Origin of the sequence: Amycolatopsis sp. NPDC049688, assembly GCF_040674975.1 — a bacterium.
Lineage (GTDB): Bacteria > Actinomycetota > Actinomycetes > Mycobacteriales > Pseudonocardiaceae > Amycolatopsis.
In genome coordinates this window covers 12169-25107 of record NZ_JBFANY010000006.1, presented here as the reverse complement: position 1 = coordinate 25107, position 12939 = coordinate 12169, and the positions used below count along the sequence as shown (strand labels likewise).

Below are 12939 nucleotides of genomic sequence, written 5' to 3'. Positions count from 1 at the left end.
CGGCGCCGGGATCACTAACGTCCGCCCGGTGGTCCACGAAGATCCCCGTGCCTACCTGCTCGGCCTCGAAGGCCTGGCGCTGCTGCGGGCGTTCACCGGCGAGTTCGGCCGCGATTTCGTGGCGGCGCGGATCGCGGAGATCCGCCGGGTGCTCGCCGACGAGGCGCTGGCGGACGCGGCCGTGGACGTCGACCGGGTCGACACCGTCACCGGCTACCGGCTGTGGTCGGCGACCTACGACCGGCCCAACTCGGCCTTCGACGTCGACGAGCCCGTGGTCCACGACATCGTGGGCGCGCTGCCCGCCGGGGTGGCGCTCGATGCCGCGTGCGGGACCGGCCGCTACGCCGCATTCCTCGCCGGACGCGGCCACCGGGTCATCGGGGTGGACGGCTCGCCCGACATGCTCGCCCGGGCACGCACGCGAGTGCCGGGTGGCGACTTCCTGCTCGGTGACCTGCACCGGCTCCCGGTCGCCGACGCCGGGGCCGACCTGGTCGTGTGCGGCCTGGCGCTGACCCACGTCCCGGCGCTCGAGCCGGTGCTGGCGGAGTTCGCCAGGGTGCTGCGGCCCGGCGGGCACCTGGTGCTCGCCGACATCCACCCCGACCGGGTGGCGCAGGGCGCGGTTCCGCCCGTGCGCGGTGCCGACGGCCGGCCGGGGCGGCTGAGTGGCCATCGCCACCCGATCGGGGACTACCTGCGGGCCGCGCTCGCCGTGGGACTGCACGTGCGTCGTTGCGAGGAACCGCTCTTGCCGGACGGCGGCCCGCCTGCCGCGGCGGATCCGGCAGGCACGTTCGGGCCGCCCGGACCGTGGGAGCTGTGGCCGTGGAGCCTGGCCGCCCTGGTGCCCGAAGCGGCCCGGGCCGTCGCCTCGCCGGCGCTGGTGATCTGGCACTTCCAGGCGGGCGAGCTCACTCCGCCATGACCGGCTCGGCGGCGACGGCCTGGCTGCGGCGCATCGACGTCACCAGCAGTGCCAGCCCCGCGAACAGCACCGCCGCGATCACGCCCGTCACGTTCAGCGCGTCCGTGAACGCCGCCTTCGCCTGCCCGGCCACCGCCACCCGGGTCACGTCGACGGCCAACGTCGTGCCCGCCGGGAACACCCCGTGGTACACCGCCGTCGCGGTCAGGCCGATCAACGCCATGCCCAGCGAGCCGCCCAGGTAGTTGCCCGTGTCCGCCATCGAGGCCGCCGAACCCGCGCGCTCCGGGGGCACCGATCCCACCACCAGGCCGATGCCCAGCGCGAACAGCGGTCCCGTGCCCAGCGTCAGCACCGTGATGGCGACGACGACCGGGACGAGCCCGTCGGTGAGCGCCAGCAGGAGACCGCCCGCCGCCGAGACCAGCAAGCCGCCCGCGATCGCCGTGGCCGGGGTCAGCCACCGGGTCAGGGACGGCGCCGTCATCGTGCCCGCCGCCACGCCGAGGCCCATCGGGGCGAACAGCAGCGCCGAGACCAGCGGCGAGTAGCCCAGGACGCTCTGCAGGTACTGCGTCACCAGCAGCCCGACGCCGGCCATCGCGACCCCGGCGAACACCAGCGCGACCAGCACCGCGGTGAACGGGCGGCTCCGGAACAGCCGCAGGTCCAGCAGCGGTGACGCCGTCGTCAGCTGACGGCGGGCGAAGACGATGCCGAGCAGCGTCCCGGTGGCGATCGCCGCGGCCGGCAGGGCCGGCGTGCCGGTGGCCAGCTGCTTGAGGCCGAACACGACCAGCAGCACCGCGGCCAGTGAGAGCGCGACGCCGGGCAGGTCGAGCCGCCCGGACGCCGGGGCGCGGAACTCCGGCAGCAGGAACGGTCCCGCCGCGAGCAGCACGACCACGGCCGGGACGGCCACCAGGAACACCGATCCCCACGCGAAGTGCTGGAGCAGGAAGCCGGCGAACACCGGGCCCGCCGCGCCGCCCGCGAACTGGCAGGTGGCCCAGATCGAGATCGCCTTCCCCCGCTGCCTGCCGTCGGGGAACATGTTCGTGATCAGGGCGAGCGTCGACGGCATCAGCGTCGCCCCGGCGACCCCGAGCGCCCCGCGCACCACGATGAGCATCTCCGGGCTGGTCGAGAACGCGGCGACGATCGAGAGGACCCCGAAGGCCGCGCTGCCGGCGAGCAGCAGCCGCCGCCGGCCGATCCGGTCGCCGAGCGTCCCCATGGTGATGACGAACCCGGCGACGACGAAGCCGTAGCTGTCGGTGATCCACAGCTGTTCGGTCGCGCTCGCCCCCAGATCCGCGCTGAGCTGCGGCAACGCGAGGAACAACGACGTCATGTCCATCGCGACGAGCAGGGTGGGCAGCGCGAGCACCGCCAGGCCCAGCCACTCCCGCCGTCCGGCCGGCTTCTCCATGTCCGCTCCTTCTCCGTGGTCCGTTTGCCAGGGGGTCGGAGCCGCCGCGGGGGACCGGACACGGGTGCAGAAGGTTTCTTCGCGGGTTTCGGAGCGCCGCCGTCGTGTCCCGGTGAGCGGGAACCTTTGTCACGATCCGCACGAGGTACCGCCGAATTCTTGTGCGATAACCAAAAAACCTCACACGGAAGTAACGGGTGATCGATTCCGGCCGACAGGAAGTTCGGCAAGTGACCAACTCACCTGAGGGGGATTCCGTGAAGAGGTTTTTGACCAGAGCCGCCGCCGCGGTGGCGGTGCCCGTGCTCGCCGTGCTCGTGGGGGCCGTGCCGGCGCAGGCGCAGACCGTCGCTTCCGGCTCGCTGTCGTTCAGCGGTGACGCCGGGGACTACATCACCGGGGGAGGGTCCTACGCCTACTCGACGGGGGCGAAGGACCGGCTCACCGTCAGCGCGTCGGAAGACCACAACCACATTTCCGTGAGCGTCAGCGGCTTCAACAGCGACTGGTGGGACCTCGACCTGGCCGCACCCAGCGGCACGGGCCTGGCCGCCGGCACCTACGACGGGGCGACCCGGTGGCCGTTCCAGGGGGCCAACGCGCCGGGGCTGAGCCTCGACGGGAACGGCCGCGGCTGCAACACCCTGACCGGCACCTTCGCCGTGCAGAACGTCGTCTTCGGGCCGCACGGCTACGTCCAGACGCTCGACGCCACCTTCGAACAGCACTGCGAGGGCTTCACGGCGGCCGCGCGCGGTGAGGTGCACATCGCGAACCCGCCGGCGCCGGCGGAGCTCGCGATCGGGCTCAAGGTGGCCACCGACGGCACCGCGAGCACGCTCAACGGCAACGCGTACCTGCACGGGACCGTCGAGTGCACCGCGGCCGCCCCGGTCACCCTGAGCGGCACCGCGACGCAGGTCAAGCACAACGTCGTCATCCGCGGCAACTACTCGGTGCAGGTCGCCTGCGCGCCGGGGGCGCCGGTGCCGTGGAAGGCGACCGTGGTGCCGGCCGGCACCACGCCGTTCCAGAAGGGCAAGGCGGAGGTCGTCACCCAGGCGACCGCGCTGGACCCGAACTACAACACCAACGTCTCGGTCGACGACACCACCGTCGTCACCCTGGCGAAGGGCTGATCCACCGCCGTGGGGCTGCCCGGTTCAGGGCGGCCCCACGGCGTTCACGCCGCGTGCCAGGTGTGCGCGGCGAAGGCTTCGTCGACCGGCGCGCCGGTGAGCCGGTTCGCGTACGTCGACAGCGTGTACGTTCCGATGCCCAGCACCACCTCCAGGGCGTTCCTGGCCGTGTAACCAGCGTCGGTGAACGCCGTCAGCGCGTCCGCCGGGACGTCGCCCGTGGTGTCCATGACCGCGTGGACGAAGACGCGCAACGCCTCCAGCCGCGGCTCCGGCAGCGCCGACTCCGCCCGCAGCGCCGCGATCAGCTCCGGCGAAGCGGACAGGCCGTGCAGCGTGGCCGTGTGCATCGCCACGCACAGGTGACAGCGGTTGCGCGCGGCCACCGTCATGACGAGCACCTCGCGGTCCAGCGCCGGCAGGGTCGTGGTCTCGAAGAGGGCGCTGAGCTTCAGGAACCCGTTCAGCAGCTCCGGTGACGTCGCCAGCCGGGCGACGGCGGCCGGGACGCGGCCGAACTTCTTCGCGGTGGCCGCCATCGCGGGGCGGGCGGCGGTGGGTGCAGACTCCGGGGTGTGATCGGGGAACAAGACGTCTCCAGACGTAGGATCGACAATGTGGTTGTCGAAACCGTAAACCTGGTTGTCGATTATGGCAAGGGGTCATGAGCGACACGCCCGGCTACGAGCTGCCCTTCCTGCTCTTCGGCGGCTTCCGCACGCTCATCGACCGCCTGCACGCCGAGCTCGCGCGCCAGGGCCACCCCGACGTGCGGCCGTCGTACGGGTTCGCGATGCAGGCCGTCGGGGTCCAGGGCGCGACGGCGTCGGAGATCGGCCGCCGCCTCGGCGTCTCCAAGCAGGCGGCGGGCAAGACGGTCGAACGCCTGGAGGCGCTCGGGTACGCCGAGCGCGCCGACGATCCGGCCGACGCCCGCCGCAAGATCGTCCGGCTCACCGCGCACGGCGTCGACGCGCTCGCGAAGTCGGCGGAGATCTTCGACGAGCTGCGCGCGGAGTGGGCGCGCACGGTCGGCCGCGAACGGATCAGCGCCCTCGAAGCCGACCTGCGCAAGGTCGTCGGCCCCGCCGCGTACCGCCTCGACGCGGCCGGCTGGTTTTCGAGCTAGAAGCCGCAGCCCGGGTCCGGCGCGTCCTCCGACAGCGGGCTGCCCGCCGGGAGCACGTACAGGACTTCGAGCACCAGCGGCGTCGACCCGAGGTTGCGGCCGATGTGCACCTGGTCCGGTTTCTCGGTGAACGCGCGCCCGGTGCCGAAGACGCCGTCGACGCTGCAGTCGGCCAGGTTGTGCGTCAGCGTCCCGGCTTTCACGTACGCGTAGAGCGTGCCGTCGTGGAAGTGCCAGCCGGTGTAGCCGCCGGGCTGGATGGTGACCTCCCGCAGCGTGTAGTCGGTGTGGCCGATGGTCTTCTGGGCCAGGATCGTGCCGGTGACGCCGCTGCCGGGCGTCGCGGACGCGGTGGCGGGCAGCAGGACCGCGGCCAGCGCGGCGGTGGCGAGCACGGTGAACGTCTTGCGCAAGGGGGAATCCTCCTCAGGCCTGGCGCAGGGTGCGCCGCACCATCTTGCCCGATTCCGTGCGCGGCAGGCGATCGGTGAAGTCGAACCGCTTCGGCGTCTTGAACCCGGCCAGCGCGGCCCGGCAGTGCTCGGCCAGCCGCGCGGCCAGGTCGTCGCCCGCGGGCACCCCGGCGACCGGTTCGACGACGGCGACGACCCGCTGCCCCCATTCCTCGTCGGGTTCGCCGATCACCGCCACGTCGGCGACGTCCGGGTGGCTGAGCAGCCGCGCCTCGATTTCGGCCGGGTAGACGTTGACGCCGCCGGAGAGGATCAGGTCGGTCCGGCGGTCGAGCAGGAACACGCGGCCTTCGGCGTCGCGGTACCCGAAATCGCCGACCGTGAGGTACTCCCCGGACCGGGCGGCCGCGGTCTTCTCCGGGTCGCCGAGGTAGTCGAGCGCGGTGTGCGCGGAGCTGAAGTAGATCGTGCCCGGCTCGCCATCCGGTACCTCGGTGCCATCGTCGTCGAGGATCTTCAGCCGCACGCCGGGCAGCGGGCGGCCCACGGTGCCCGGCGCCGCCAGCCACTCCGCCGCCGTGACGCCGCAGATCAGCCCTTCCGACGCGCCGTAGTACTCGTGCACGACCGGGCCGAGCCAGCCGATCATCCGCTCCTTCACCTCGGGCGGGCAGGGCGCCGCGCCGTGGATGACGCTGGTGAGGCTCGACGTGTCGTACCGCGCGCGGACGTCTGCGGGCAGCCGCAGCATCCGGTGGAACATGGTCGGCACGAGGTGGGTGCTCGTGACGCGGTGCCGTTCGACCAGGCGCAGCGTCTCCTCGGCGTCGAAGCGGTCCATCAGCACTGCGCTGTGCCCCAGGTGCATCGCGTTGACGGCGAACGAGCCGGGCGCGGCGTGGTAGAGCGGGCACGCCACCAGGTGGACGCCCGGGCCCGGCACGACGCCGAACATCGCCAGCAGGTTGCGGTGAATCGGGTGCAGGGACGGCGGATTCCCGCTGAGGGCGCGCCGGACGCCCTTGGGCCGCCCGGTCGTGCCCGACGTGTAGAGCATCGTCTGGCCCGCGGTCCGCGGCTGCGGCGGGGTCGACGGCTCGTCTTCGCCCCAGGACACGTAGTCGCCCCACCCTTCGGCGGCGCCGACGGAGAACCGGGGCACGTCGAATGCGCACCCCCGCGCGATTTCCGCGTCCGCGACGACGACCCGCGCGCCGCTGTTCGCCACCACGTAGGCGATTTCCGCCGGCGAGGACCGGTAGTTGACCGGCGTGAAGTACATCCCCGCCTGCAGCGTCGCGAACAGCAGCTCGAAGTAGGGCAGTCCATTGTGGACGACAGCGACGACGCCGTCGCCCGGCCCGAGCCCCAGCCGGTGCAGGGCGTGCGTCAGCCGGTTGGCCCGCGCGGCCAGCTCGCCGAAGGTCGCCGCCGTGCCGTCCGGCGCGAGCACCGCGAGGCGCCCCGGGTCCTGCTCGGCGACGTCGAAGAAGGTGCTCACGCGTCGCACGCTACCGGGTAGCGTGCGACGCATGGACGCGGACGTTTTCGGGCAGGTCCTCGGTGCGGTGCGGGAGTTCGTGCGCAAGGAGGTCGTGCCGCGCGAGGCGGAGATCGACGAGCGCGACGAGATCCCCGCCGGGATCCGGGACAAGGCCGCCGGGCTCGGCCTGTTCGGCTGGGCGCTGCCGGAGGAGTACGGCGGGCTCGGCCTGGCGATGGCCGAAGACGTCCGGCTGGCGATCGAGCTCGGCTGGACCACGCCCGCCTTCCGGTCGCTGTTCGGCACCAACAACGGCATCGCCGGCCAGGCGATCGTGCACTACGGGACGCCGGAGCAGCGCACCCGCTGGCTGCCGCGGCTGGCGGCCGGTGAGGCGATCGCGTCGTTCGCGCTCACCGAAGCCGAGGCCGGTTCGGACCCGGGCGGCCTGACCAGCCGCGCGGTCCGCGACGGCGACCACTACCGGCTTTCGGGCACCAAGCGGTTCATCACGAACGCGCCGCTCGCCGACGTCTTCGTCGCCTTCGCGCGCACCGATCCGGAAAGCCGCGGCAGCCGCGGTATTTCCGCCTTCCTCGTCCCGGCGGCCGCGCCCGGCGTCACCGTCGGCCCGCACGACGCCAAGATGGGCCAGGCCGGCGCGTGGACGTCGGAGGTGGTCTTCGACGACGTCGAGCTGCCCGGAGACGCGCTGATCGGCGAGGAGGGCCAGGGCTTCGGCATCGCGATGGCGTCGCTGGCCCGCGGCCGCCTGCACATCGCCGCCCTGTGCGTCGGCCTGGCCGAGCGGGCGCTCGCCGAGGCCGTCGAGTACGCGCGGACGGCCCGCCAGGGTGGCCGCGTGATCGGCGAACACCAGCTGGTCCAGGCCCTGCTGGCGGAGTCGCACGCCGAGCTCGCGGCCGGCCGGGCGATGGTGCACGAAGCCGCGGCGAAGTACGACTCGGGCGAGGACCGCAAGCTGGGGCCCTCGTCGGCGAAGCTGTTCTGCACCGAGATGCTCGGGCGGGTCGCGGACCGCGCGGTGCAGGTCCACGGCGGGACGGGGTACGTCCGCGGGGTGCCGGTCGAGCGCATCTACCGCGACGCGCGGCTGTTCCGGATCTACGAAGGCACCAGCGAAATCCAGAAGCTGGTCATCGCGCGGCAGCTGCTCAAGGACTGAACTTGCGCTGGAGCGCGCTCCAGGTCATAGCGTCGGGGGCATGACCACCGCACAGCACAAGATCGGCTCGGGTTTCGGCGCCACCACCACGGCGGCGGAGGTCCTGGCCGGCGTCGACCTGACCGGCAAGCTCGCGATCGTCACCGGCGGCTACTCCGGCATCGGCCTGGAGACCACCCGAGCGCTGACGGCCGCGGGCGCCCACGTCGTCGTCCCGGCCCGCCGCCGCGCGACGGCCGAACAAGCGTTGCAGGGCCTCGGAAACGTCGAGATCGACCAGCTCGACCTCGGCGACCTCGAGAACGTCCGCGCCTTCGCCGAGCGGTTCGTGGCTTCGGGCCGCGGCATCGACATCCTCATCGGCAGCGCGGGCATCATGGCGGTACCGGAAACCCGCGTCGGACCGGGCTGGGAGGCGCAGTTCGCGACCAACCACCTCGGGCACTTCGCACTGGTGAACCGCCTCTGGCCGGCCTTCACCCCCGGCGCCCGCGTGGTTTCGGTGTCCTCGCGCGGCCACCACTACGGCCCGGTGCGCTTCGACGACCTGAACTTCGAGCGGGGCTACGACAAGTGGCTCGCCTACGGCCAGGCCAAAACGGCGAACGTGCTCTTCGCGGTGGAGCTCGACCGGCTCGCCCGCGACCGGGGCGTCCGCGCGTTCGCCCTGCACCCGGGCCGGATCCTCACCGAGCTGGTGCGTCACCTGGACCGGCAGGAGCTCGTCGACGCCGGCATGGTCGACGAGTCCGGCCGAGTCACCGGAGGCGCGAAGACGCCGGAGCAGGGCGCCGCCACCCAGGTCTGGGCGGCGACGTCCCCGCAGCTCGACGGCCTCGGCGGCGTGTACCTCGAGGACTGCGACATCGCCGGGCCCGCCCCGGCCGACGGCACCCGAACGGGCGTGAAGGACTACGCGGTCGACCCCGCGCTCGCCCGGCGGCTCTGGACGGTGTCCGCCGAGTTGACCGGCGTGAACGCTTTCTAGAGCTTCTCGACCTGCCGCACCAGCAGCTCGATCTCGTCCTCGGTGTTGTAGTAGTGCACCGACGCCCGGACCAGGTCCGGCAGGCCGCGCGCGGTGAAGTCGTACTGCGCCGAGGTGCGGGTCGACAGCGACGTGTTGATGTTCGCCTCGGCGAGCCGGGCCTTGACCTCCGCGGCCGGGGTGCCGTCGACGGTGAAGGTGACGATGCCGCACTTCCGCGCCCCGTTGTCGTGGACGCGCGCGCCCGCTTCACTCAACCGGCTTCGCAGCGTCGCAGCCAGCGAAGCGACGCGCGACTCGATCGCCGGCAGGCCCCACTCGAGCGCGTAGTCGATGGCCGCGCCGAGGCCGAGGACCGCGGCGAAGTCGCGTTCCCACACCTCGAAGCGCTTGGCCGTCGGGTCGACGGCGTACTCCGTCGGCGACTCCCAGCTCGCCGAGTGCAGGTCGAGCATCGCCGGCTCCAGCCGCTCGCGCAGCCGCGGGTGCACGTAGAGGAACCCGGTGCCGCGCGGGCCGCGCAGGTACTTGCGGCCGGTCCCCGACAGCGCGTCGCACCTGAGACGGGTGACGTCGAGGTCGAGCTGGCCCGCGGACTGGCACGCGTCGAGCAGGAACGGGATACCGGCCGCCTCGGCGACCGCGCCGATCTCCTCGGCCGGGTTCACCAGCCCGCCCTGGGTGGGCACGTGGCTGACGGCGATCAGCTTGACGTCGTCGTCGATGCGCCGCCGCAGCTCTTCGACGTCCAGCTGTCCGGACTCGTCGTCGCCGACCACCTCGACGACCGCGCCGGTGCGCCGCGCGACCTGCAGGAACGCGATGGCGTTGCTGGCGTACTCCGCGCGGGAGGTCAGGATCCGGTCCCCGCGGCCGAACGGCAGCGCGTAGAACACCGCCTGCCAGGAGCGCGTCGCGTTGTCGGTGAGCGCGATGTCGTCGGTCCCGGCGCCGAGCAGCCGGGCCACGGAGGCGTACACCGCGTCGAAGCGCTCCGCGGACTCGGCGACGGCTTCGTACCCGCCGATCAGCGCTTCGCGGCGGAGGTACCCGACGACGGTGTCGGTCACGACGGCCGGAGGCAGCGCCGAGCCCGCGTTGTTGAAGTGGACCACCTCGGCGCAGCCCGGGGTCTCGCGGCGCGCGCGTTCGACGTCGAAGCTCATACCAACTGAATACAGTAGATAGCTATTGTATGCAATACTGCGTCCCATGGCCCGGACCCCGTTGCGCAGCGACCTCCTGGAGCAGATCACCGGCCGCGTCCTGGACGGGCGCCTCCCGGCCGGCACGCGCGTGAACGAGGTCCACCTGGCAAAGGAGCTCGGCGTCAGCCGGACGCCGCTGCGGGAGGCGCTGATCGGGCTCGCCGACCGCGGCCTGCTGGTTTCCGCGCCCGGCCGGGGTTTCCTGGTGCCGCCGTTCGACCCGGGCGAGGCGCGCCGGCTCTACCCGCTGGTGGCCGAACTCGAAGCCCTCGCGCTGCGCTGGACGTCCCCGCTGGAGCTGGCCGGCCTGCCGGACGCGCTCGACGCCGTCTCCGACGAGATGACCCGGGCTCTCGCGGACGGCGGCGATCTGTCCGGTTTGGACGATCGCTGGCACGCGCTGCTGCTGTCCCGCTGCCCGAACCCGCACCTGCTGCGGCTGATCGAGCAGACGAAGCCGCTGCTCAAGCGGTACGAGTCGGCCTACTTCGCCCGCGACGGCCACGCGGGGGAGAGCATCGGCGAACACCGCCGGATCGCCGCGGCCCTGCGCGAGGGCGACCTGGCCACCGCGTCCTCGGTGCTCGTGGCGAACTGGGTCAAGGCGCTGGCGTACCTGGGGAAGGACCGAAGATGATCATCGCGCACCTGAGCGACCTGCACCTCGACGGCGGGGCCCGCGCGGAAGACCGCGTCGCGGCGGTGCTGGGCTACCTCGCCGGCCTGGCGAAACCGGTGGACGCCGTCGTCGTCACCGGCGACATCGCCGACCACGGCGAGCCCGGGGAATACGCGCGGGCGGCCGCGCTGCTCGAGTACCCGGCGCCGGTGCTGGTGTGCCCGGGCAACCACGACGTCCGCGCGGCGTTCCGCACGGGCCTGCTCGGCTCGCCCCCGTCCGACGGCCCGATCGACCACGCGCAGGAGGTCGGCGGCGTGCTGTTCGCGTTGTGCGACTCGACGATCCCGGGCCGCGGCGCCGGTTTCCTCGCCGACGAGACCCTGGCGTGGCTCGACGGCGTCCTCGCCGGCGGCGACGGCCCGGCGTTCGTCGCCTTCCACCACCCGCCGGTCGAGGTCGGCGTCCCGCTGGTGGACGCGATCCGCCAGACCGGCGCGGAGCGGCTGGCCGCCGTCCTGGCCCGGCACCCGAGGGTGAAGGCGCTGCTGGCCGGCCACGTGCACACGGGAGCGTCGACGACGTTCGCGGGCCTCCCGTTGCGCATCGCCCCCGGCGTCGTTTCGGGCTCCCTGCTGCCGGCCGAGCCGGGCGGCGACCACGGCTGGGCCGAGGGCGGCCCGCTGGAGTACGACCGCCCGCCGGCCCTGCTGCTGCACGTCCTCCACGACGACGGCCGGGTCACCAGCCACCACCGGACGGTCAGCCGCCGAACACCGGCAGCGTGATCCGTGACGGCCGCCCGGCGTCGTGGAAGATCTCGAAGCGGTTCGCCTTCCCGTCCACCGCCTTCGTGACCGGCTCGTCCGTGCCGTGGTTGCGGGCGAACCGGGGGAACGCCCCGCCCGCCACCTGCACGCGCAGCCGGTGCCCCCGGCGGAAGCGGTAGGCCGTCGGGTCGAGCGTCACCTCCGCCGTGACCACGCCGTCCGCGTCGGCCGCCGGCACACCCGGGCGCAGCCGAAGGATCCCGTCCGTCACGTTCCGGGACACGCCGCCGGAATCGACGTCGCACAGCCGGACGTACACGTCCGCGTGCCCCAGTTCGGTGCGGACGTGCACGGTCGCCGACACCTCGCCGATGACGTCGACGTCCGACGGCAGCGGCTCGCCGGTGAACACCAGCACGTCCGGGCGGGCCTCGACCTCCTGGTTGTCGCGCTGCTTCCACTCGCCGGTCAGCAGCGGGCCGCCGACGGCCGGCGTCGGGTCCGCCGGGTCGTAGGTGAACGGGGTCGGCAGCGCCTCCGCCGCCACCGGTTCGCCGAGCCCGCCGATCGGCCGCAGGTGCGCGTGGGTCGCCGTCGAGGGCGGCGGCCAGGACTCGAAGTCCAGCCACGTCCCCGCGCCCTGCAGGAACAGCCGGACCGGGGCCCGCTGCAGCTGGGTGCGGTCGCCGAGCAGGTGCGCGCGCAGGAAGCCGAGCTGGTCGCGGATCATCGGGCCCATGCTCGCGGGCTCGCCGTGCGCCCACGGCCCGATCGTGATCCGCGGCGCCTTGCCCGCCTCGGCGAGGATCCGGAAGTCCCGCAGCTGCCCGCGGACGAACAGGTCGTACCAGCCGGTGACCATCGACACCGGGACGTCGAGCTTCGCCACCTCGGCGCTGTGGTCGGACATCGACCAGTAGCCGTCTTCGGGGACGAAGTGCTCGGTGACGTCCTGGAGGAACCGCACCGGTTTCCCGATCGCGGCCACGTCGGCGCGGCTGATCGGCAGCACGGACATCGCCCGGCGGGTCTTGCGCGTCTGCAGCGGGTTCGGCAGCGCGGCGAAGCGTTCCTCCTGCCGGCCGATCATCGCCGACCACGACACCATGTTGTCCGCCGCGAGCACGCCGCCCGGGTAGAACGTCGAGACGAACTCCGACGCCGTCACGCCGAGGCCCATCGCGGCGAGCGGCGGGTCGAGGTACGGCCCGACCGCCCACTGCGTGTGCCCCAGGTAGCTGGCGCCGGCCATGCCGATGCTCCCGTCGCACCACGGCTGGGCGCGCAGCCACCCGGCCGTCGCCACGCCGTCCTCGCGTTCGAGGTGGAACGGCCGGAACTCGCCGCCGGAGCCGAACGAGCCCCGGGTGCTCTGGATGACCGTCTGCAGCCCGTGCCGGGCGAACGTCTCGCCGAACAGCTTCGACAGCATTCCCTTGCGCCCGTACGGCGTGCGGATCAGCACCACCGGCGCCGACGTCGTCCCGGCCGGGGCGTACCGGTCGGCGAGCAGCGTGACGCCGTCGGGCATCGGGACGGCTAGGTCTCGCGTCACGACCGGCTTGGGGCCTTCGGCGCGGGGGAGCCCGAGCAGCTTGTCGACAAGTCGGTCCAGCACGGGCGCCCGCCTTCCGAAGTGGA

13 protein-coding genes are annotated in these 12939 nt (G+C 73.0%); 7 read left to right on the top strand and 6 right to left on the bottom strand.

The window, feature by feature from the left end:
• The first annotated feature begins 28 nt into the window (after nt 1-28).
• Complete coding sequence (locus AB0J55_RS21225; protein WP_364250858.1) at nt 29-931, top strand: class I SAM-dependent methyltransferase; 903 nt, start codon at nt 29-31, stop codon at nt 929-931.
• Here AB0J55_RS21225 and AB0J55_RS21220 read toward each other — a convergent pair.
• Nucleotides 918-2363, bottom strand: coding sequence for an MFS transporter (locus AB0J55_RS21220; RefSeq protein WP_364250855.1), 1446 nt, complete (start codon nt 2361-2363; stop codon nt 918-920). The genes AB0J55_RS21225 and AB0J55_RS21220 overlap by 14 nt on opposite strands.
• A 257-nt stretch (nt 2364-2620) precedes the next feature.
• On the opposite strand from AB0J55_RS21220, the gene AB0J55_RS21215 reads away from it, so the two are divergent.
• Nucleotides 2621-3502, top strand: a complete 882-nt coding sequence (locus tag AB0J55_RS21215; protein ID WP_364250852.1) for a hypothetical protein — start codon at nt 2621-2623, stop codon at nt 3500-3502.
• Between the two features lie 44 nt (nt 3503-3546).
• Here the strand turns inward: AB0J55_RS21215 and AB0J55_RS21210 are convergent, their stop codons facing one another.
• A complete protein-coding gene (locus AB0J55_RS21210; RefSeq protein ID WP_364251923.1) occupies nt 3547-4041 on the bottom strand; it encodes a carboxymuconolactone decarboxylase family protein in 495 nt (164 codons plus the stop codon).
• Nucleotides 4042-4166: 125 nt separating this feature from the next.
• Between AB0J55_RS21210 and AB0J55_RS21205 the strand changes: the two genes are divergently transcribed.
• Nucleotides 4167-4631, top strand: coding sequence for a MarR family winged helix-turn-helix transcriptional regulator (locus AB0J55_RS21205; RefSeq protein ID WP_364250849.1), 465 nt, complete (start codon nt 4167-4169; stop codon nt 4629-4631).
• Here the strand turns inward: AB0J55_RS21205 and AB0J55_RS21200 are convergent.
• Together AB0J55_RS21200 and AB0J55_RS21195 are read right to left on the bottom strand one after the other, a co-directional pair.
• The gene (locus AB0J55_RS21200) at nt 4628-5044 is read right to left on the bottom strand and encodes a cupin domain-containing protein (protein WP_364250846.1); all 417 of its coding nucleotides are present in this window, start codon (nt 5042-5044) and stop codon (nt 4628-4630) included. The two genes, AB0J55_RS21205 and AB0J55_RS21200, sit on opposite strands and share 4 nt — an antisense overlap.
• Before the next feature lie 13 nt (nt 5045-5057).
• Nucleotides 5058-6545 (bottom strand): AMP-binding protein, encoded by a 1488-nt coding sequence (locus AB0J55_RS21195; protein WP_364250843.1) that lies wholly within the window; start codon nt 6543-6545, stop codon nt 5058-5060.
• A gap of 31 nt (nt 6546-6576) precedes the next feature.
• On the opposite strand from AB0J55_RS21195, the gene AB0J55_RS21190 reads away from it, so the two are divergent.
• Together AB0J55_RS21190 and AB0J55_RS21185 are read left to right on the top strand one after the other, a co-directional pair.
• The gene (locus AB0J55_RS21190; RefSeq protein ID WP_364250840.1) at nt 6577-7713 is read left to right on the top strand and encodes an acyl-CoA dehydrogenase family protein; all 1137 of its coding nucleotides are present in this window, start codon (nt 6577-6579) and stop codon (nt 7711-7713) included.
• A 40-nt stretch (nt 7714-7753) separates the two neighbouring features.
• Nucleotides 7754-8701, top strand: a complete 948-nt coding sequence (locus tag AB0J55_RS21185) for an SDR family NAD(P)-dependent oxidoreductase (protein ID WP_364250837.1) — start codon at nt 7754-7756, stop codon at nt 8699-8701.
• Here the strand turns inward: AB0J55_RS21185 and AB0J55_RS21180 are convergent.
• Entirely contained in the window at nt 8698-9867 is a 1170-nt protein-coding gene (locus AB0J55_RS21180; protein WP_364250834.1) for an aminotransferase class V-fold PLP-dependent enzyme, read from the bottom strand. The genes AB0J55_RS21185 and AB0J55_RS21180 overlap by 4 nt on opposite strands.
• Before the next feature lie 46 nt (nt 9868-9913).
• Between AB0J55_RS21180 and AB0J55_RS21175 the strand changes: the two genes are divergently transcribed.
• Both AB0J55_RS21175 and AB0J55_RS21170 read left to right on the top strand, forming a co-directional pair.
• A complete protein-coding gene (locus AB0J55_RS21175) occupies nt 9914-10546 on the top strand; it encodes a GntR family transcriptional regulator (protein ID WP_364250831.1) in 633 nt (210 codons plus the stop codon).
• Complete coding sequence (locus AB0J55_RS21170; protein WP_364250828.1) at nt 10543-11316, top strand: metallophosphoesterase; 774 nt, start codon at nt 10543-10545, stop codon at nt 11314-11316. The genes AB0J55_RS21175 and AB0J55_RS21170 overlap by 4 nt, the downstream gene beginning before the upstream one ends.
• Here the strand turns inward: AB0J55_RS21170 and AB0J55_RS21165 are convergent.
• Complete coding sequence (locus AB0J55_RS21165) at nt 11291-12916, bottom strand: CocE/NonD family hydrolase (RefSeq protein ID WP_364250825.1); 1626 nt, start codon at nt 12914-12916, stop codon at nt 11291-11293. The two genes, AB0J55_RS21170 and AB0J55_RS21165, sit on opposite strands and share 26 nt — an antisense overlap.
• Between the last annotated feature and the right edge of the window lie 23 nt (nt 12917-12939).